At 68.7% G+C, this 18,542-nt stretch carries 19 protein-coding genes; 9 read left to right on the top strand and 10 right to left on the bottom strand.

All coding sequences use genetic code 11. From position 1 onward, the window contains the following. Nucleotides 1-18: 18 nt before the first annotated feature. From AB5S17_RS21125 to AB5S17_RS21140, 4 genes are all read right to left on the bottom strand, one after another. On the bottom strand, nucleotides 19-549 hold the full coding sequence (locus tag AB5S17_RS21125) for a GNAT family N-acetyltransferase (RefSeq protein WP_369243138.1): 531 nt from the start codon (nucleotides 547-549) through the stop codon (nucleotides 19-21). 101 nt (nucleotides 550-650) lie between these two features. Then, the gene (tsaB, locus tag AB5S17_RS21130; RefSeq protein ID WP_369243140.1) at nucleotides 651-1,352 is read right to left on the bottom strand and encodes a tRNA (adenosine(37)-N6)-threonylcarbamoyltransferase complex dimerization subunit type 1 TsaB; all 702 of its coding nucleotides are present in this window, start codon (nucleotides 1,350-1,352) and stop codon (nucleotides 651-653) included. 236 nt (nucleotides 1,353-1,588) lie between these two features. Next, entirely contained in the window at nucleotides 1,589-2,164 is a 576-nt protein-coding gene (locus tag AB5S17_RS21135; protein ID WP_369243142.1) for a NifU family protein, read from the bottom strand. Between the two features lie 125 nt (nucleotides 2,165-2,289). Continuing rightward, the gene (locus AB5S17_RS21140) at nucleotides 2,290-2,781 is read right to left on the bottom strand and encodes a universal stress protein (RefSeq protein WP_369243144.1); all 492 of its coding nucleotides are present in this window, start codon (nucleotides 2,779-2,781) and stop codon (nucleotides 2,290-2,292) included. Between the two features lie 161 nt (nucleotides 2,782-2,942). On the opposite strand from AB5S17_RS21140, the gene AB5S17_RS21145 reads away from it, so the two are divergent. Further along, the gene (locus tag AB5S17_RS21145) at nucleotides 2,943-4,085 is read left to right on the top strand and encodes an acyl-CoA dehydrogenase family protein (protein WP_369243146.1); all 1,143 of its coding nucleotides are present in this window, start codon (nucleotides 2,943-2,945) and stop codon (nucleotides 4,083-4,085) included. 99 nt (nucleotides 4,086-4,184) lie between these two features. On the opposite strand, the gene AB5S17_RS21150 is transcribed toward AB5S17_RS21145, so the two are convergent. Next, complete coding sequence (locus tag AB5S17_RS21150) at nucleotides 4,185-4,334, bottom strand: lmo0937 family membrane protein (RefSeq protein WP_369243148.1); 150 nt, start codon at nucleotides 4,332-4,334, stop codon at nucleotides 4,185-4,187. Between the two features lie 411 nt (nucleotides 4,335-4,745). Continuing rightward, the gene (fni, locus tag AB5S17_RS21155) at nucleotides 4,746-5,813 is read right to left on the bottom strand and encodes a type 2 isopentenyl-diphosphate Delta-isomerase (RefSeq protein ID WP_369243150.1); all 1,068 of its coding nucleotides are present in this window, start codon (nucleotides 5,811-5,813) and stop codon (nucleotides 4,746-4,748) included. 141 nt (nucleotides 5,814-5,954) lie between these two features. Here fni and AB5S17_RS21160 point away from each other — a divergent pair, with 141 nt between their 5' ends. From AB5S17_RS21160 to AB5S17_RS21170, 3 genes are all read left to right on the top strand, one after another. After that, entirely contained in the window at nucleotides 5,955-6,899 is a 945-nt protein-coding gene (locus AB5S17_RS21160) for a polyprenyl synthetase family protein (protein WP_369243152.1), read from the top strand. A gap of 112 nt (nucleotides 6,900-7,011) precedes the next feature. Continuing rightward, nucleotides 7,012-7,557: a sterol desaturase family protein gene (locus AB5S17_RS21165; protein WP_369243154.1), complete on the top strand. Its 546-nt coding sequence runs from the start codon at nucleotides 7,012-7,014 to the stop codon at nucleotides 7,555-7,557. 101 nt (nucleotides 7,558-7,658) lie between these two features. Continuing rightward, complete coding sequence (locus tag AB5S17_RS21170) at nucleotides 7,659-8,879, top strand: amidohydrolase family protein (protein ID WP_369243156.1); 1,221 nt, start codon at nucleotides 7,659-7,661, stop codon at nucleotides 8,877-8,879. Nucleotides 8,880-8,937: 58 nt separating this feature from the next. Here the strand turns inward: AB5S17_RS21170 and AB5S17_RS21175 are convergent, their stop codons facing one another. After that, nucleotides 8,938-9,693 carry a GntR family transcriptional regulator gene (locus AB5S17_RS21175; RefSeq protein ID WP_369243158.1) on the bottom strand — a complete coding sequence of 252 codons (756 nt, stop codon included), beginning with the start codon at nucleotides 9,691-9,693 and terminating at the stop codon, nucleotides 8,938-8,940. Between the two features lie 261 nt (nucleotides 9,694-9,954). Here AB5S17_RS21175 and AB5S17_RS21180 point away from each other — a divergent pair, with 261 nt between their 5' ends. From AB5S17_RS21180 to AB5S17_RS21200, 5 genes are read left to right on the top strand one after another with little or no spacing between them, the layout of a single operon-like run. Continuing rightward, a complete protein-coding gene (locus AB5S17_RS21180; RefSeq protein WP_369243160.1) occupies nucleotides 9,955-10,956 on the top strand; it encodes an ABC transporter ATP-binding protein in 1,002 nt (333 codons plus the stop codon). A gap of 38 nt (nucleotides 10,957-10,994) precedes the next feature. Continuing rightward, the gene (locus AB5S17_RS21185; RefSeq protein WP_369243162.1) at nucleotides 10,995-12,281 is read left to right on the top strand and encodes a PotD/PotF family extracellular solute-binding protein; all 1,287 of its coding nucleotides are present in this window, start codon (nucleotides 10,995-10,997) and stop codon (nucleotides 12,279-12,281) included. 37 nt (nucleotides 12,282-12,318) lie between these two features. Continuing rightward, nucleotides 12,319-13,254: an ABC transporter permease gene (locus AB5S17_RS21190; protein WP_369243164.1), complete on the top strand. Its 936-nt coding sequence runs from the start codon at nucleotides 12,319-12,321 to the stop codon at nucleotides 13,252-13,254. Nucleotide 13,255: 1 nt separating this feature from the next. Then, complete coding sequence (locus AB5S17_RS21195) at nucleotides 13,256-14,158, top strand: ABC transporter permease (protein ID WP_369243166.1); 903 nt, start codon at nucleotides 13,256-13,258, stop codon at nucleotides 14,156-14,158. Nucleotides 14,159-14,181: 23 nt separating this feature from the next. Then, nucleotides 14,182-14,910: an aspartate/glutamate racemase family protein gene (locus AB5S17_RS21200; RefSeq protein ID WP_369243168.1), complete on the top strand. Its 729-nt coding sequence runs from the start codon at nucleotides 14,182-14,184 to the stop codon at nucleotides 14,908-14,910. Between the two features lie 90 nt (nucleotides 14,911-15,000). On the opposite strand, the gene AB5S17_RS21205 is transcribed toward AB5S17_RS21200, so the two are convergent. Genes AB5S17_RS21205 through AB5S17_RS21215 form a run of 3 tightly spaced genes read right to left on the bottom strand, consistent with a single transcriptional unit; the run spans nucleotide 15,001 to nucleotide 18,541 of the window. After that, the gene (locus tag AB5S17_RS21205; protein ID WP_369243170.1) at nucleotides 15,001-15,993 is read right to left on the bottom strand and encodes a type II secretion system F family protein; all 993 of its coding nucleotides are present in this window, start codon (nucleotides 15,991-15,993) and stop codon (nucleotides 15,001-15,003) included. A gap of 59 nt (nucleotides 15,994-16,052) precedes the next feature. Continuing rightward, a complete protein-coding gene (locus tag AB5S17_RS21210; RefSeq protein ID WP_369243172.1) occupies nucleotides 16,053-17,060 on the bottom strand; it encodes a type II secretion system F family protein in 1,008 nt (335 codons plus the stop codon). Next, nucleotides 17,060-18,541, bottom strand: a complete 1,482-nt coding sequence (locus tag AB5S17_RS21215; protein WP_369243174.1) for an ATPase, T2SS/T4P/T4SS family — start codon at nucleotides 18,539-18,541, stop codon at nucleotides 17,060-17,062. Before AB5S17_RS21215 ends, AB5S17_RS21210 begins: the two co-directional genes overlap by 1 nt. Between the last annotated feature and the right edge of the window lies 1 nt (nucleotide 18,542).

An 18,542-nucleotide genomic window follows, 5' to 3' on the forward strand; every position in this document is an offset into this window, starting at 1 on the left:
ACGGAAGGCCCAGCATCGTCACGCCCGGCGCAGCGTCCGCTTCAGCGTCAGCGCGCTGGTGCGCCGCCCGTCGGGTTTGCGATAGTAGGCCGGCCGGCGCCCGACCTCCTCGAAGCGCAGGCGGCGGTAGAGCTTCAGGGCGGGCTCGTTCTCCTCGTCGACTTCCAGGAACAGGCTTTCGGCGCGTTCGGCGTGGAGTTCCTGCAGGACGCGGTCCATCAGCAGGCGGCCGATGCCGCGCCCGCGCGCGCGCTTCGCGACGGCGATGGTCAGGATTTCCGCCTCGCCCTCGATATTGCGGGCGAGGACGAAGCCGAGCGGCGGGAGGCCCGGCTGCCCGACGACGCGCGCGACATAGCCGAAGCTGCCGCGCTGGGCGAGCAGCGTGCCGAGTTCGTCGCCGGACCAGGGCTGGTCGAACGCCTCGCTGTGGAGGTCGGCGGCCGCGTCGAGATCGTCGTCGGTCAGGTCCGCCGTCACCGGCTCCCCGAGGCCGAGCATGGCGTCGAGGATGGAGGCGGTCCAGATCCAGGGCAGATACCAATACACTCCCATCTCCTCCCTCGCGTCCCCCTCGCCTTGCGCCGCCCCGTCCGGACGGGCGGCCTCGTCGTCCTCAGGCGGAACAGTCTAGCCTAACATGACGCCGATTAGGGAATGCTTTCGCAGGATGCAAAGAGGCCTTTGGTGGGGGTGGCAGGCTTGGCGTCGGCTCCGCGCAGGTAGAGCGGCCGCGGCGGCCCCTCCGGCTCCTGCAGCGCGGCCAGGCGCGCCATCACCTCCATGTCGATCCGGGCCTCGTCCGACAGCACTTCCGTCGCGACGCCGGCGAGCGCGCCCTGGGCGATCGACGCCCCCGTCCCGACGATGCCGAGACGGTCCGGGTCCGCAGCGGAGACGAAGGCCGCGAGTTCCCCGATCGGCAGGGCGGCGGGCCCTGCCAGGCTGATCCCGCCGGGATGGAACAGCTCGGCATAGACCTCGCCGCGCCTGGCGTCGAGGACCGACAGGATCGGCCTGTCGCCGAGATGCGGCGCGGCCAGGACTTCGAGCGTTCCGATGCCGACGGCGGGGACGCCCAGCGCCAGCGCCAGGCCGCGCGCTGCGGCGACGCCGACCCGCAGGCCGGTGAAGGAGCCGGGGCCGACGGACACGGCGAGCCTCGCGACATCGCCATAGATCGCACCGGCATCGGCGAGAACACCGTCGATGACGCCCATCAGCCGCTCGGCATGGCCCTTGCCGATCTCCGGCTCGGCCCGCGCCAGCATGCGGCCGGTGTCGAGGTCGAGAATGCCGGCGGAGCAGCGCTCGAAAGCGGTGTCGATGGCGAGAAGGAGATGCGCTGGCATGGCTGTGGCTCGGTCTTAGAAGATGACGGCGGTGCCGCAATTCGCGTCGCCGTCACAGCGGAAGTCGCAAGGCTCTCTCAAGCAGGGCCGGATTGCCGACGCCGGTCCGACGAGTGGATGCCAGTGCCATACGCTCGTCATCCCGGGCTTGCCCCGGGATGACGAAGCCTTGGCTTTCGGTCGGAAGGTCGATGCAAGCCGCACCCGGCGATCGACCGCCAGCCCACCCGCAACCGTTACGCCGCTTCGACGGCCTCCACCGTCTCCACCTCCGGCACGAAGTGGCGCAGGAGGTTCTGGATGCCGTGCTTCAAGGTGGCGGTCGACGACGGGCAGCCGGCGCAGGAGCCGCGCATGTTGAGGTAGACCGTGCCTTCCTTGTAGCCGCGGAAGGTGATGTCGCCGCCGTCCTGCGCGACGGCCGGGCGCACGCGCGTTTCCAGGAGTTCCTTGATCATCGAGACCAGCTCGGCGTCGCCCGCCTCGAAGAATTCCTCGCCGGCAGCGGCCGGCTCCTGGTGTCCGCCCGGCGCCATCACCGGCTCGTTGCCGAGGAAATGCTCCATCAGGCTGGCGAGGATCGCCGGCTTCAGATGCAGCCAGTCGCCGGAGTCCTTCGTCACCGTCACGAAGTCGTAGCCGAAGAAGACGCCAGTCACCTCGGGGATCGCCATCAGCCGGGCGGCGAGCGGCGAGCGCGCCTCCGCGTCGGCCTCGGTGGTGAATTCCGCCGTGCCCTGTTCCAGCACGACGCGGCCGGGCAGGAACTTCAGCGTCGCCGGGTTCGGCGTGGTCTCGGTCTGGATGAACATCGCGTCGTCCTTTTGCGGATTGCGCACCGCGCTGTGAAATGTCTCGGGCGCCCGCTTAGCGCCCCGGCGCCGCCGTCTCAAGATAACCGGCGTGTCGGGCTCAACATAAGCGCCTCGGGCCGCGATCAACAGAGGCTGACGATGTCCTCGTCCGTCAACGTATTGGGGACGATCGTCACCGGGATCGGGAAGGCGGCGCCCTTGCCGGAGACGGAGGAGACGAGCGGCCCCGGCCCCTCGGAGGCCTCGCCGGCGGCAAGCACCAGGATCGCGATCTCCCGGTCCGCCTCGATCAGACGATGGATCTCCTCGGTGGTTTTGCCCTCGCGCACCACCACTTCCGGCTCGATCCCGACCTTTTCCCGCAGGTCCTCCGCGACCCTGGCGAGCTGCGAGTGGGCCTTCTCCTCGGCCTCGGCGCGCATGATCTTCTCGACGCCCAGCCAGTGCTGAAAGTCGCCGGGCTCGATCACGTAGAGGAGGACCGCGCCGCCGCCGCTCGCCTTGGCGCGGTAGGCAGCATAGGTGGCGGCCCGGGCGCATTCCGGCGTCTCGTCGATGATCGCGAGGAACTTGCGCTTGCCGCCGGCTTCCCGGCCGATGCGTCTCGATACCATGGCCGCAAGATGGCAGCGGCAGGCGGCGCCGGCAAGGTGGGCGAGGACGGATGGCGATTTGGCCCCGGCACACCTAAGCTGGCCGGCAGGAGGCGCGCCTGGCCGGGAGGCCGCCCGCACGGGACGAGGCCGGCGTCGCCGTCATCTCTGGGAGGCTATTCGTGGATTTCGCTCTTTCCGACGAACAGGCGCAGATCTTCGCGATGGCGCGCGATTTCGCGGTGGAAAAGATGGCGCCGCATGCCGCGCGCTGGGAGGAGGAGAAGGCGCTGCCGCGCGATGTCCTCGCCGAGCTCGCCGCGCTCGGCATGGCCGCGATCACCGTGCGCGACGACTACGGCTCCGGCCTGACCCGGCTCGACGCCGCGCTGATCTTCGAGGCGCTGTCCTATGGCGATCCCTCGGTCTCGGCCTTCCTGTCGATCCACAACATGGTCGCCTGGATGATCGACGCCTTCGGAAACGACGACCAGCGGGACCGGTGGCTGCCGAGGCTCAGCGCGATGGAAGCGGTCGCCAGCTACTGCCTGACGGAGCCGGGATCGGGGTCCGACGCCGCGGCGCTGCGGACGAGCGCGAGGCCGGACGACGGCGGCTACGTCCTGAACGGCACCAAGAGCTTCATCTCCGGCGCCGGCTACTCCGATCTCTATCTGGTCATGGCCCGGACCGGCGCGGCGGGACCGAAGGGCATCTCCGCGCTCCTCGTGGAGAAGGGCGCGTACGGCCTCTCCTTCGGCGCGAAGGAGGCCAAGATGGGCTGGCGGGCGCAACCGACGGCGGAGGTGCGCTTTGAGGACTGCCGGGTCAAGGAGGATGCGCTGCTCGGCGAGGAAGGCCGCGGCTTCGCCTACGCGATGATGGGCCTCGACGGCGGCCGGCTGAACATCTCCGCCTGCGCGCTCGGCGCGGCGCAGGCCGCGCTCGACCGGGCGGTCGCCTACATGAAGCAGCGCCAGGCCTTCGGAAAGAGCCTCACCGACTTCCAGGCGCTGCAGTTCCGCCTCGCCGACATGGAGACCGAGCTGCAGGCGGCGCGGATCTTCCTCTACCAGGCTGCCTGGAAGCTCGACCAGAAGGCGCCGGACGCGACGAAGTTCTGCGCCATGGCAAAGCGCTTCGTCACCGATACGAGCTATTCCGTCGCCGACATGGCGCTGCAGCTGCACGGCGGCTACGGCTATCTCGCGGACTACGGCATCGAGAAGATCGTCCGGGACCTGCGCGTCCACAAGATCCTCGAAGGCACCAACGAGATCATGCGGCTGATCACAGCCCGCGCGCTGCTGGCCGAGACGGCCTGAGACGGGGCTGGCGGAAGCTCGGGAATTTCGGTCCGGCGCGATGGCTCTGGCCGAGCCACCGCGCCGGGTTACTGACCGGACCGGCTGCCCGCGGCAGCGTCAGACCGCGCCGCGGCCGGCGACCAACTTGTAGATGATGACGATGACGGCGATGACGAGCAGGATGTGAATCAGCCCGCCGGCAATGTGGAAGGCGAGAAAGCCCAGGACCCACAGGATGACGAGAATTACGGCAATCGTCCAGAGCATCAGCGTTGTCCTTCGCAGTGTTTCGGCCAGAACCGGCCAATCGAGAAACCGCACAACGTCTGTAGCCATCTCACGTTCCGGTTACCGTGAGGATTTTTGTCGGATGCGCCAGTAAAGCAGCCAGCGCGTATTTGAGGAGAATTCGAAGAACTGTTCGGTGCAGCCGCCGACTCGACTCGCTGCGACACGGTTAACATAATGATAACAGTGCCGATTCTGTCTCGCATCGAGCGCGGTACGAAGGAGAGGGCACAGGACGGAGGGCGCATCGACGCCAGAGCGCCTTCGCCTCGCAACGGGGCCTCGGCATGCCTTGCGCCGGTTATCGGCACATCTCGAACGGAGACGTGGGCGCGTCGGCAGGAGCCCTGTCCCGCAGGCCTCCGGACGATCTGCCCGAGCGGCTTTGCCTCACCCTGCAAAGGCCGGCGGATCGATCAGGCGCGCGGAGCGCAGTGCCCGCAGATCGGCCGAGCCGGTGCAGAAGCAGGCGATCTTCAGCTGCGCGATCACCGAGGAGAAGTGCCGGACCACCGCTTCGGCCGAATGGTCGGCGGCCTCGAGCGAGGCCGCGGCCTGGCCGGCGATGTCGGCGCCGAGCCGGATCGCCCTGGCGACATCCAGCCCGGTCCTGAGGCCACCCGACCCGATCACCGTGGCCTCCGGGCAGGACCGCCGGACGTCGGCGATAGCCCGTGCCGTCGGAATGCCCCAGTCGGAAAAGACCAGGGCGCTCGCCCGGGCTAGGGGATCGCCGGCACGCTCCGCCTCGACGGCCGCCCAGCTCGTGCCGCCAGCCCCGGCGACGTCGATGGCGGCAACGCCCGCGTCGAGAAGCCGGCGGGCGAGCGTCCCGGAAATGCCGGCACCGACCTCCTTGGCGACCACCGGGACCGACAGCGCCTTCGCCAACTGGCCGATTCGGTCCAGAAGACCGCGCCAATCGGTGTCGCCCTCGACCTGCACGGCCTCCTGCAGCGGGTTCAGATGCACGATCAGCGCGTCGGCACCGATCATCTCGACCGCCCGCTCCGCTTCGTCGAGGCCGTAGCCGAGGCCGAACTGGGCGGCGCCGACATTGGCCAGAATCGGCACGCTCGGCGCGCGGTCGCGCAAGGACCGGTCGAGCCCGCCGGAGGCGCGGCCCTCGATCGCGATGCGCTGCGAGCCGACGGCGAGCGCGATCGCCAGTTCCTCGGCCGCTTCGGCGAGATGGGCGTTGATCCGCGCCGCCCGCTCCGGACCGCCGGTCATCGAGCTGATCAGGAGCGGCGCGCCCAGCCGCCGGCCGAGGAAGGCGGCGGACAGGTCGATCTCGGCCAGCGACAGCTCCGGCAGCGCCACATGCTCGAAGACCACCGCATCGAGCCCGGTCGAAGCGCGGCGCGCCGCGACCGAGGGATGCAGCACGATGTCGAGATGGTCGCTCTTGCGGTCGGCAATGTCGGCATCCGAGACGGGTTCGATGGGATCGGTCACGCTTGATAAGGTCCTTTCGTCGCACGTGGTCAGTATCGCATATTCATCGGCGTGTCCGCATGGCAGGATCGCAGTGGCATTGTGTGTCCAGTATGGTGTACACTGAGTGTCAATTCTGTCAGACACCGACTGAGAGCGGCCATGACGACGAAACAGAAGAGCGGACTGTCGGACTGCCGCGACAGGATCGACCTGCGGCTCGCCGCGCTCGTGCCGGAGGCGCTGCCGGGCCAGACCGAACTCGATACCGCGATCGCCGAGAGCGTTCTGGCGCCCGGCAAGCGGCTCCGCCCGCTGATGACGGCGCTGACGGCGGAGGATCTGGGCGGCGACGTCGCGACCGCGATCGACGCTGGCTGTGCGGTGGAGATGGTCCACGCGGCGTCGCTGGTCCTCGACGATCTGCCCTCGATGGACAATGCCGCGATGCGCCGCGGCCGACCGGCGCTGCACGTCACCTTCGGCGAGGACGTCGCCGTGCTGACCTCGATCGCGGTGCTCGCCGGCGCGTTCCAGATCCTCGCGACGATCCCGCGGCTGCGGCCGAAGGGCCGCGCCGAGGCGGTCGCGATCCTGACGCAGGCGGTCGGCACGCGCGGACTCGTCGGCGGTCAGTTCCAGGACCTGCGCGGCGGCCGGGCGACACGGGCCCTGTCCGAGATCGCGACCACGAACGGGCTGAAGACCGGCTCGCTGTTTTCCGCCGCAGTCGAGATCGGCGCCGTTGTCGCCGGCGCCGAGATGGACGTGCGCGAGCGGCTGCGGGCGTTCGCGACCGAGCTCGGACACGCCTTCCAGCTGCTCGACGATCTGCTCGACGGCGGGTCGAACGCCGTCCTGATCGGCAAGGACGTCGGCAAGGATGCCGGCAAGTCGACCATCGTCTCGCTGATCGGCCGGCCCTCGGTGCTGCGCCGGATCGAGCGTCATGTCGAAGAGGCGCATGCCCGGCTGACCGAGGTCTTCGGCCCGGCGAGCCGGCTGCACATGCTCGTCGACATGATCTTCGACAAGGCGCTGGGCGGCGCGCTGGAGCCGGCGGGTGCGGTGCTTCCCGTCCTGCCCGAGCGCGGCACGGGGACCTGACGGCCTTCCGGTGCGGGCGTTCCTCGCCTATGTCGTGGCGATGGGCGAGCGATCGGCGGCCATCCCTGGCTCCGGTGGGCCGCGCCGATCCTGAACCGCAATCGGACAAGCGATGACGCTCCTGTACTGGCTCGGCCTCTCGGCGATCGCCCTTGCCGTCTTCCTCGTGATGGAGGCGGTCGCCTGGGCGGCGCACAAATACATCATGCACGGCTGGGGCTGGGGCTGGCACAAGTCGCATCACGAGGAGCGCGAGGGCGCCTTCGAGAAGAACGACCTCTACGCCGTCGTCTTCTCGGGCCTTGCGATCGCGCTCTTCGTCGTCGCCGGCCTCGGCCACCCGATCGTCGGCGCGATCGCCACCGGCATCACGCTCTACGGCGCCTTCTACTTCATCGTCCACGACGGGCTGGTGCACCAGCGCTGGCCGTTCCGCGCGATCCCGCATCGCGGCTATGCCAAGCGCCTCGTCCAGGCGCACCGGCTGCACCATGCCGTCGAGGGCAAGGACGGCTGCGTCTCCTTCGGCTTCCTCTACGCGCCGCCGGTGGACAAGCTGCGCAGCGACCTGAAGCGCGCCGGAACGGTGGCGAGCGAGCAGGCGGAGCGGCGGCGCGCCGCGAATCCGGTCGACAGGGCCGGCGCGACGCTGCACTGATCGCCGCGCGCCGAGGGGTTTCGTCAGGCTGCGGGCCTGCGGCCGCTCGCCGTCGGTCCGTTCGCGCGCCCCGTTCCGTTTCTCCCAGAGAAGGGCCCGGCATGTTCGACTTCGTCCTCAGGGACGCCCGTATCGCGGGCCGCACCGAACCGGTCGACATCGGCGTTTCGGCCGGAACGATCGCGGCGATCGCCCCCGCCCTTCCCGATGGGCCGCCGGAGCGATCGGCGGACGGGCGCTTCGTCTGCACCGGCTTCACCGAGACCCATATCCATCTCGACAAGGCCGGGATCCTCGACCGCTGCCCGATCTGCGAGGGGACGCTGCAGGAGGCGGTCCGGCTGACCGCCGCCGCCAAGGCCGGCTTCGCCGCCGACGACGTCCATGCCCGCGCCAAACGCGTCGTCGAGAAGGCGATCACCCACGGCACGCTCCGCATGCGCAGCTTCGTCGAGACCGACCCGCGGGCCGGGCTGCGGTCCTTCGAGGCGATGGTGCAGCTGAAGCGGGACTATGCCGCGCTGATCGATCTCGACCTCTGCGCCTTCGCGCAGGAGGGGCTGACGCAGGAGATGGCGACTTTCGATCTCATTGTCGCGGCACTCGAAGGCGGCGCGACCAGCGTCGGCGGCTGCCCCTATACCGATCCCGATCCGGTCCGCCACATCGGCCTGATCCTCGACCTCGCCGAGCGCTTCGGCGTGCCCGCCGACTTTCACATCGACTTCGATCTCGACCCCGAGAATTCGGACCTGCCGACGCTGATCGAGGCGACGCGTGCGCGCGGGCTCGGCGGGCGGGTCAGCGTCGGCCATGCGACGAAGCTGTCCGCGCTCGCGCCCGAAGCGCTCGACCGGACGGCCGATCGGCTGGCGGAGGCCGGCATCGCCGTCGTCGTCCTGCCGGCGACCGACCTCTTCCTGAACGGGCGCAGCGCCGAGCGGCTGAAGCCGCGCGGCGTCGCGCCGGCCGAGCGTCTCGCGCGCCGGGGCGTGACGACGGCGGTCGCGACCAACAACGTCCTCAACCCGTTCACGCCCTATGGCGACGCCTCGCTGATCCGCATGGCGAACCTCTTCGCCAATGTCGCGCAGCTGGCCTCGGACGAAGAGCTGTCGCTCGCCTTCGACATGGTGAGCGCTCAGGCGTCGCGTCTGCTGGGGCTGGAGAACGGGCTCGCCGTGGGCGCCCCGGCCGACCTCGTCGTGCTCGACGCGCCGGATTCGGCGGCCGCCGTGCGCGAGATCGCCCCGCCGCTGTTCGGCTTCAAGCGCGGGCGTCTCGTCTTCGAGCGGCCGCCGGCCAAGCTCTTCGGGCCCTGATCAGAGGACAAACCGCCGCCTCGACCGGGACATGAGATGCCGCGGCAAGGCGGCCTCCTCACCCGGCGACCGGCCGCAGGATTTCGGCGAGAGCCGGCGCCGGGCGGCTCTCGGCATCGAGGTCGAGGCCGGACAAAAGCTCTTCGATGTGCCGGAGCATCGCGCTCGCGGCGCCCTCCCCGTCCCGCGCTTCCAGCGCGCCCACGAGGCGGTCGTGGGCATGGCTGTCGCAGGTGACCTCCCGGCGGCGCCAGTAGAGCGCGACGATCAGCGAGGACCGGGAGACGAGCTCGCGTACGAAGCCGGCGAGCACCGCCTGGTCCGCGACCTCGGCGATCAGCGTGTGGAAGGCGCCGGAGAGCAGGATCGCGCGATGCCGGTCCTCCGCCGCGTTCGCGGCCTCCTCCTCGGCGAGGTGCAGGCGAAGCCGCGCGATGTCGGCGGGTGCGATCCGTTCCGCCGCGCGCGCCGCAAGGCTCGGCTCGATCAGCATCCGCGCCTGGAAGACCTCTTCGGCCTCCCGCGGCGTCGGCCGCGAGACGAAGGCGCCGCGATGCGGCTCGATCGTCACGACGCCGTCATGCCAGAGCGCTTCCAGGGCCGAGCGAACGATGGTGCGGCTGGCATTGTAGAGCGCGCCGATCTCGTCCTCCGGCAGGCGCGTCGAGGACGGCAGCTTGTGCTCCAGGATGGCGGTCAGGATCTCGCGGTGGATCGCCTGCGCGCGGGCGCTGCGCAGCCGCGTCCCCGCTCCGCCGGACCGCGCCTCGCTCGACCCCGCAATCTCCGCGATCGCCATCGTCTTCCCGTCCACTCGCCTGTTCGCATCGCAGGGCGGGCAAGCTCGCTCGGCCGCAGCGCGCCTCATCCAAGGCCAAGGCGCGCCGGCCCGCAAGGCGAAATCGTATACAACGCTGCCTGCGAACTGTGCACGTCGCCCATCTGATCGTCAGGCAACCACCGACCGCTGATATCCCGACTCCGCATTGGCCGCCCGCATCCGCGCCGCGCGGCGCTGTGCGGCCGGCTGGCACGCCCCTTGCTTCGTCTCCGTCAATTCCGGCTGGAGATGAAAATGACGGAATCCGGGGACCTCGAACTCGCAACGGTGATCAAGCGCTACGGCGCGACGGTGGCGGTCGACGGCGTGTCGCTGAAGATCAAGGCCGGCACCTATTGCTGCCTGCTCGGGCCGTCCGGCTGCGGCAAGACCTCGACGCTGCGCATGATCGCCGGGCATGAGAGCGTCTCCTCCGGCGACATCGCCATCGGCCACAAGGTGGTGAACGACGAGCCGCCGGCGCGCCGCGGCACCGCGATGATGTTCCAGAACTACGCGCTGTTCCCGCATCTGTCGGTGCGCGACAACGTCGCCTTCTCCTTGAAGATGGCCGGCGTGAAGAAGGCCGAGCGGCGCGCCCGCGCGGACGAGATGCTGGCGCTCGTCGACATGCAGAATTACGCCGAGCGGCTGCCGGCGCAGCTGTCGGGCGGCCAGCAGCAGCGCGTCGCGCTCGCCCGCGCCCTCGTCACCAAGCCCTCGATGCTGCTCCTCGACGAGCCGCTGTCGGCGCTCGACCCGTTCCTGCGGGTGCGCATGCGGGCCGAGCTGAAGCGCTTCCAGCGCGAGCTCGGCATTTCCTTCATCCACGTCACGCACAGTCAGGAGGAGGCGATGGCGCTAGCCGACCTGATCGTCGTGATGAATGGCGGCCGGATCGAGCAGGCCGGCACGCCGCGCGAGATCTTCAACGCGCCGCGCACCGAATTCGTCGCGCGCTTCATCGGCGCCCACAACGTCATCCCGATCGAGGGCCGCAGCTTCGCCGTTCGCGCCGACCGGGTGACGCTCGCCAGCCCTCCGGCTGCCGAGGCCCGCAACGCGCTGGCGGCCACCGTCCAGGACGTCGAATACCAGGGCACGGTCGTCCTGGTGACGCTCAAGTCGCGGACCGGCCTCGACCTTTCCGCGCTGATCCCGGAGCGGACCTTCGACGCGCGCCCGATCGCGATGGACGAGCCGGTGACCATGACCTGGGACGCCGGCGACCTCCACGAACTGGCCGCCGCCTCCTGACCACCGCCAGAGCTTCATCCACCAAAGGAACAGGTGACATGACCAAGACGACGAAACCCGGCTCGATCGACCGCCGCACACTTCTGAAGGGGTCCGCCGCGCTGGCGGCCGGCGCCGCCGGTTCCACCCTGGTGACCGGCTTCCCCGCGGTGATCGCCGCCGAGCCGGTGACGCTGCGCTATCTCTCGACGGCGGTCAACCAGTCGCCCGCCATCGCCAAGAAGGCGATGGAGGAAACTGGCGTGAAGATCGAATACGTCACGGTCACGACCGACGAAGTCGCCAAGCGCATCATCACCCAGCCGAACTCCTTCGACCTGGTGGATAGCGAGTACTTCTCGCTGCCGAATCTCGTGCCGTCCGGCAATCTGATGGGCATGGACGCCAAGAAGATCAAGCTGGCCGACAAGATCACCCCGGTGCTGACCAAGGGCGAGATCGACGGCAAGAAGATCGGCAGCCAGGGTTCGGCGCCGTGGAAGTACTTCTATCTCGAAGGCCAGCACTCCAAGAAGTTCGCCAAGTCCCCGACCGACTGGATGACGCTGATCCCGACCACCTACAACGCCGATTCGCTCGGCGACCGGCCGGACCTCATCCAGGGCGAGGTCACCCACTGGTCGGCCCTGCTCGACCCGAAGTTCAAGGGCAAGGCGGCGCTGATCAACGTTCCCTCGATCGGCATCATGGACGCCGCCATGGCGATCGAGTCCACCGGTCAGTTCAAGTACAAGGACAAGGGGAACATGACCAAGGCCGAGATCGACAAGACCATGGAGATCCTGACCAAGGCGAAGAAGGACGGGCAGTTCCGCGCCTTCTGGACGGACTTCAACCAGTCGGTCAACCTGATGGCCTCCGGCGAGGTCGTGATCCAGTCGATGTGGTCGCCGGCGGTCACGGCCGTGCGCTCGAAGGGCATCAAGTGCACCTATCTGGCGCTCGACGAGGGCTATCGCGGCTGGGCCTCCGGCTTCGCGCTGCCCCGGACCCTGCGGGGCAAGAAGCTCGACGGCGCCTACGAGTTCATCAACTGGTTCCTCTCCGGCTGGGCCGGCGCCTATCTCTCGCGCCAGGGCTACTATCCCGCGGTGCTGGAGACGGCGAAGCAGAAGATGGAGCCCTACGAGTGGGCCTACTGGTACGAGGGCAAGCCGGCGGAGAAGCCGATCAAGGCGCCGGACGGCACCGTCATCGAACAGCCGGGCGCGGTGCGCGACGGCGGCTCCTACGAGACGCGCATGAGCCGCATCGCCTGCTGGAACTCGGTCATGGACGAGAACGAGTACCTGATCACCAAGTGGAACGAGTTCGTCGCGGCCTGAGGTCATGGTGACATCGACGCAAACCAGCGGGGCGGCCATGCCGCCCCGCACTACCGACGCCGCGGCGCCCGCCGCCGCCGCACGCCCGCGGCGCAGGGGCCGCACCGGCGGCGCCGCGCCCTACTGGCAGGCGGCGCCGATGGCGCTCGTCTTCTTCCTGTTCTTCGTGCTGCCGCTCGTCGTCGTCCTCGTCGTCAGCTTCTGGAAGTACAATTCCTACTCGATCACCCCGGCCTTCATCCTCGACAACTATACCGGCGTCTTCGACGGCTGCCTGGTGAGCCTGCCCTCGCTCTGCACGACGTTCGCGACCTACCTCTCGACCATCAAGTTCTGCCTGATCGTCTGGGCCGTCACTCTCGTCGTCGGCTTCACGATCGCCTACTTCCTCGCCTTCCATGTGCGCACCACGGCGATGCAGATCGTCCTCGCGCTGATCTGCATCATCCCGTTCTGGACCTCCAACGTCATCCGGATGATCTCCTGGATCCCGCTGCTCGGGCGCAACGGGCTGATCAACCAGATGCTGGTCGGGTCCGGCCTCGTCTCCCATCCGGTGGAATGGCTGCTCTATTCCGACTTTGCGGTGGCGCTCGCCTTCGTCCACCTCCTCACCGCCTTCATGCTGGTGCCGATCCTCAACTCGATGATGCGCATCGACCGTTCGTTGATCGAGGCGGCGCGCGATGCGGGCGCGAGCGGCGCGCAGGTGCTGTGGAACGTTGTCATCCCGCTGTCGAAGACCGGCATCGCGATCGGCTCGATCTTCGTCATCACCCTCGTGATGGGCGACTTCATCACCATCGGCGTCATGGGCGGCCAGCAGATCGCCTCCGTCGGCAAGGTGATCAACGTCGAGACCGGCTACCTGCAGTTCCCGCTCGCCGCAGCGAATGCCGTGGTGCTCCTCGTCGCCGTGCTCGGCATCATCTTCGCGCTGACGCGCTTCATCGACATCCGCAAGGAGCTTTGAGATGAGCGAGAAACGGCCGCGCTCCTTCTACGTCCTCGCAGCGGTCTTCGCGCTGTTCGTCCTGTTCCTCTACGGGCCGGTGATCACCATCCTGATCCTGTCCTTCCAGGGGCCGCAGGGTGGCCTGACCTTCCCGATGAACGGCTTCTCGGTCCACTGGTTCGAACAGCTCTGGCAGGGCGCCGGCCTCGTCGACATCTCGATCGGCCTGTGGAACTCGCTGAAGCTCGGCCTCCTCGTGATGGTGCTGACGGTCGTCTTCTCGGTGATGGCGGGCCTCGCCTTCCGCCGCCGCTTCCGCGGCTCGACGCTGCTCTTCTACACCGCCATCGCCAGCCTGATCATGCCGTCGATCATCGTCTCGCTCGGCATCGCGCTGGAGTTCCACATCGTCGACGACACGGTGATGAAGATCGCCGACGCCTATGACGTCGAATGGCTCTACGACAACTACCAGACCGCCACCGGGCTCTTCACCTCCGGCCTCGGCGCGCATCTGTCCTGGACGCTGCCCTTCGGCCTCCTGATCATGTTCGCGGTCTTCAACCGCTTCGACAAATCCTACGAGGAGGCGGCGCGCGACCTCGGGGCGACGTCCTGGCAGACGATCCGCCACGTCGTCCTGCCGATGGTCGCGCCCTCGGTCGTCGGCGTCGCGCTGTTCGGCTTCACCCTCTCCTGGGACGAGCTGCCGCGCTCCAGCCAGGCGATGGGTGCGGCCAACACGCTGCCGATCCAGCTACAGGCGCTGACGACGACGGTCACCACGCCGATGATCTATGCGCTCGGCACGGTGACGACGGCAATCTCGCTCCTCGTCATCGCGACGGCGCTCACCACCGTCTTCATCGTCCAGAAGCGCCGGCGGCGCCACGGCTCCGACGCCGGCCAGGGCGTCGTCTGAGCGAAGGCAGGAACAGCGTCCGCATGAGACTTCTCGTCGTCAATCCGAACACCACGCCGTCGATGACCCGCACGATCGGCGCGGCGGCGAGAGCCGTCGCGGCGCCGGGAACCGAGATCGTCGCGGTGGAGCCGTCGATGGGGCCGGCCTCGATCGAGGGCGTCTATGACGGCGCGCTCGCCGTGCCCGGCCTCCTGCAGACGATCGCCGCGCAGCCCGCCGACGGCATCGTCATCGCCTGCTTCGACGACACGGGCCTCGACGCCGCCCGGTCGGCGGCGGCGGTCCCGGTGGTCGGTATCGGCGAAGCGGCCTATCACGTGGCGAGCCTCGTCTCGGACCGCTTCACGGTGATCACCACGCTGTCGCGCTCGGTCCCGGTGATCGAGCGCAACCTCGCCGTCACCGGCCTGCGCTCGCGCTGCGCCCGGGTGCGGGCCAGCGACATTCCGGTCCTCGCCCTGGAGGAGCCCGGCAGCGACGCGCGCCGCCGCATCTCCGACATGGTCGCCCGGGCGCTCCAGGAGGACGGGGCCGACGGCATAGTGCTCGGCTGCGCCGGCATGGCGGACTTCGCCGCAGAACTGTCGCGCGCCCACGGCGTGCCGGTGATCGACGGCGTCGCGGCGGCGGTGAAGCTGATCGAGAGCCTCCTCGCTCTCGGCCTGTCGACGTCGAAGGCCGGCATCTGGGCAAGACCGCTGGCCAAGCCGTATCAGGGCTCGCTCGCCGCCTTCTCGCCTCGCAGCTGAACGCCGCGACGCGACGGCCGGGAACCTCGGCGCGCCATCGATGTCGTGGGTGGGGGTGCGGCGAGCCGGAGGCCGGCGCCCGTGTTCGGCTCAGTGGTAGCCGAGGACGCGGATCATCGCCGGGCCGATGATCACGACGAAGAGCACCGGCAGGAAGAAGACGATCATCGGCACGGTCAGCTTCGGCGGCAGGGCGGCGGCCTTCTTTTCCGCCAGCGTCATGCGCATGTCGCGGTTCTCCTGCGCCATCACGCGCAGCGCGTTGCCGAGCGGCGTGCCGTAGCGCTCCGCCTGGACGAGGGCCGTACACACCGCCTTGACGCCTTCCAGCCCGGTGCGGGCGGCAAGGTTGTCGTAGGCGACCTTGCGGTCCGGCAGGTAGGAAAGCTCGGCGCAGACGAGGATCAGCTCCTCCGCCAGCGCGATCGACTGGATGCCGATCTCCTCGGCCACGCGGCGGAAGGCGGCCTCGATCGACGAGCCGGATTCGACGCAGATCAGCATCAGGTCGAGCGCGTCCGGCCAGGCCCTGGTGATCGACAGGCGCCGCTTCGCCGCCTTGTTGCGCACGAAGATCACCGGCACATAGAAGCCGAGCAGCACGGCGCCGAGCACCACCAGGAGCTTCACGATCCCCGGCTGCGAGTGCAGGATGCCGAGCCCGAAGACGTAGATCACGGTGAACGTCACGAGGACGATCGGCGCCAGCACCCGCGCGAACAGGAACAGCGTCAGCGGCCGCTGGCCGCGATAGCCGGCGCCGCGGAGCGTCGCCACCGTCTTGTCGTCGACCAGCGCCTTGCGCAGGTTCAGCCGGTCGACCACGAGATTGGCGATGCCGCGGGTCTCCTGCTGACGCAGCCCGGCGCCCCTGCCCCGCTCCTTCTCGATCGCGAGGCGCGCGCGCTCGCGCGCCCGCACCTGGTCGCGTTCCAGCGCCACCGCCTTCATCCGGCTCTTCAGCTCGTTGCCCGCCAGAAGGGGCATGGCGATCGTCAGGAAGGTGACGAAGACCGCGCCGGCGACCAGCACGCCGATGACCAGCTGGGTCGACAGACCGATCGATTCGAACATCGATTCCATGGCGGGCGAAGCCTTTCCGAACGCGGTCCTCCGGCTTGCGGCGAGCCGGAGACCGGAGACTAGAAGTCGAAGTTGATCATCTGCTTCATCACGAAGATGCCCATCGACATCCAGATGCCGCCGCCGACGAGCAGGATCATGCCGATATTGGTCGTGTAGAGCGCCGTCATGTAGTCGGGCGTCGTGATCGTGACGAGGAAGAAGACGAGGAACGGCAGCGATCCGATGATGGCGCCCGAGGCCTTCGCCTCCATCGACATCGCCTGGATCTTGCCCTTCATCTTCTTGCGGTCGCGCAGCACGCGCGACAGGTTGCCGAGCGCCTCGGACAGGTTGCCGCCGGCCTGGGCCTGGATGCCGATGACGATGGCGAAGAAATTGGCTTCCGAAGTCGGAATGTTGCGGTAGAGCCGGTTGACCGCCTCGGAGATCGGCATGCCCATCTGCTGGGCCTCGACGATCTTGCGGAACTCGCCGGCCACCGGCTCGGGCGTCTCGCTCGCAACCATGCGCAGCGTGTCGTTCAGCGGCAGGCCCGACTTGACGCCGCGCACGATCAGGTCGACCGCATTCGGGAACTCGTCGGTGAACTTCTGCAGCCGTTTCTTGCGCGCCCGCGCCAGCAGGAAGCGCGGCAGGCCGAGGCCGGAAACGATGGCAATCCCGAGCGCCAGGATCGGCGACAGCTGCAGCATCAGCGCGATCACACCGCCGACGAAGCCGGCGGCAATGCTCAGCAGGACAAACTGGCGGGGCGTGATGGAGAGCCCCGCCTGCTCCAGCCGCCGCTGCAGGGACAGCTTGCTGGTGTGCTTGTCGCGCTCGCGCTGGCGCGCCTCCAGCTCCTTCAGCGAGGACTGGATGGTCTTGCGGCGCTTTGCCTGTTCCTGCAGCCGGTCGCGGGCGAGCTTGGAGGCAGCCCGGTCGTTCTCGTCGCGGATGAACTGGGTGCGCCGCTGCTCCGCCTTCTTCTCCTCGGCGATCCGCGGCTGCAGGAACGCGAAGGCGAGACCGCCGGCGGCAACGGTCGACAGAAGTACGAAGAGGATGGCGGCGAGCGGGCTCATCAGACCGCGCCCTCGTCGCTGACGGCGCTGGCGTCGATTGCCGCTGCGAGGCGCTGCTCCTCGTTGTAGTAGCGCGCGCGCTCCCAGAAGCGGGGGCGGCCGACGCCGGTCGAGCGATGCCGGCCGATGATGCGCCCGTTCGCGTCCTCGCCGAGGATCTCGTAGACGAGCAGGTCCTGCGTGGTGATGACGTCACCCTCCATCCCGAGGACTTCGGTGATGTGGGTGATCCGGCGCGAGCCGTCGCGCAGGCGCGAAGCCTGGACGATGACGTCGATCGAGCCGGTGATGATCTCCTTCACCGTGCGCGAGGGTAGCGAGAAGCCGCCCATGGCGATCATCGATTCCATGCGGTTCAGGCACTCGCGCGGGCTGTTGGAGTGGATCGTGCCCATCGAGCCGTCATGGCCGGTGTTCATCGCCTGCAGGAGGTCGAACACCTCCGGGCCGCGCACCTCGCCGACGATGATCCGCTCGGGACGCATGCGCAGGCAGTTCTTCACGAGGTCGCGCATGGTGATCTCGCCCTCGCCCTCGATGTTGGGCGGCCGGGTTTCGAGCCGCACCACATGCGGCTGCTGCAGCTGCAGCTCGGCCGAGTCCTCGCAGGTGATGATGCGCTCGTCGGCATCGATGTAGCGGGTGAGACAGTTCAGCAGCGTCGTCTTGCCCGAACCGGTGCCCCCGGAGATCACGACGTTGCAGCGCACGCGCCCGATGATCTGCAGGATTTCGGCGCCTTCCGGGGTGATCGTGCCGAACTTGACCAGCTGGTCGAGCGTCAGCTTGTCCTTCTTGAACTTTCGGATGGTGAGCGCGGTGCCGTCGATCGCCAGCGGCGGCGCGATGACGTTGACGCGCGACCCGTCCGGCAGGCGCGCGTCGCAGATCGGCGAGGTCTCGTCGACGCGGCGGCCGACCTGGCTGACGATGCGCTGGCAGATGTTCAGGAGCTGCTGGTTGTCGCGGAAGCGGATACCGGTCTGCTGCACCTTGCCGCCGACTTCGATGAAGGTCTGACTGGCGCCGTTGACCATGATGTCGGCGATGTCGTCGCGGGCGAGCAGCGGTTCGAGCGGGCCGTAGCCGAGGACGTCGTTGCAGATGTCGCCGAGCAGTTCCTCCTGCTCCGAGATCGACATCGCGAAGTTCTTGATCGCGATGATGTCGTTGACGATGTCGCGGATTTCCTCGCGTGCGCTCTCCTGATCCATGCCGGCGAGCTGCGACAGGTCGATCGTGTCGATCAGCGCGGCGAAGACCTGGCTCTTGCGCTGGTAGTACTCCTCCGACTGGATGGACGAGGCCCGTGCCGGCTCCGGCGCCGGCTCAGGGCGCACGGGCGCCGCGCTGCTGCGCGGGGCGTCGACCTCGTGCCGCCCTGCCGGGGGCGCGGGCGCAGGGCGCTTCTGCTGCGGCCGCGAAACGGTCGCAACGTCGCCGTCGCCGAAGGGCTTCTCGTTTCCGCGCTTGCCGAACATG

Source organism: Jiella sp. M17.18, from assembly GCF_041027365.1.
In the GTDB taxonomy this organism is placed as follows: Bacteria; Pseudomonadota; Alphaproteobacteria; order Rhizobiales; family Rhizobiaceae; genus VKMB-3413.

Coding starts and splice junctions, on each gene's coding strand:
- tsaB (WP_369243140.1), bottom strand. CDS start 1,352: ATGCCAGCGCATCTCCTTCTCGCCATCGACACCGCTTTCGAGCGCTGC.
- AB5S17_RS21135 (WP_369243142.1), bottom strand. CDS start 2,164: ATGTTCATCCAGACCGAGACCACGCCGAACCCGGCGACGCTGAAGTTC.
- AB5S17_RS21140 (WP_369243144.1), bottom strand. CDS start 2,781: ATGGTATCGAGACGCATCGGCCGGGAAGCCGGCGGCAAGCGCAAGTTC.
- AB5S17_RS21150 (WP_369243148.1), bottom strand. CDS start 4,334: ATGCTCTGGACGATTGCCGTAATTCTCGTCATCCTGTGGGTCCTGGGC.
- AB5S17_RS21160 (WP_369243152.1), top strand. CDS start 5,955: ATGACGACGAAACAGAAGAGCGGACTGTCGGACTGCCGCGACAGGATC.
- AB5S17_RS21165 (WP_369243154.1), top strand. CDS start 7,012: ATGACGCTCCTGTACTGGCTCGGCCTCTCGGCGATCGCCCTTGCCGTC.
- AB5S17_RS21170 (WP_369243156.1), top strand. CDS start 7,659: ATGTTCGACTTCGTCCTCAGGGACGCCCGTATCGCGGGCCGCACCGAA.
- AB5S17_RS21180 (WP_369243160.1), top strand. CDS start 9,955: ATGACGGAATCCGGGGACCTCGAACTCGCAACGGTGATCAAGCGCTAC.
- AB5S17_RS21185 (WP_369243162.1), top strand. CDS start 10,995: ATGACCAAGACGACGAAACCCGGCTCGATCGACCGCCGCACACTTCTG.
- AB5S17_RS21190 (WP_369243164.1), top strand. CDS start 12,319: ATGCCGCCCCGCACTACCGACGCCGCGGCGCCCGCCGCCGCCGCACGC.
- AB5S17_RS21195 (WP_369243166.1), top strand. CDS start 13,256: ATGAGCGAGAAACGGCCGCGCTCCTTCTACGTCCTCGCAGCGGTCTTC.
- AB5S17_RS21200 (WP_369243168.1), top strand. CDS start 14,182: ATGAGACTTCTCGTCGTCAATCCGAACACCACGCCGTCGATGACCCGC.
- AB5S17_RS21205 (WP_369243170.1), bottom strand. CDS start 15,993: ATGGAATCGATGTTCGAATCGATCGGTCTGTCGACCCAGCTGGTCATC.
- AB5S17_RS21210 (WP_369243172.1), bottom strand. CDS start 17,060: ATGAGCCCGCTCGCCGCCATCCTCTTCGTACTTCTGTCGACCGTTGCC.
- AB5S17_RS21215 (WP_369243174.1), bottom strand. CDS start 18,541: ATGTTCGGCAAGCGCGGAAACGAGAAGCCCTTCGGCGACGGCGACGTT.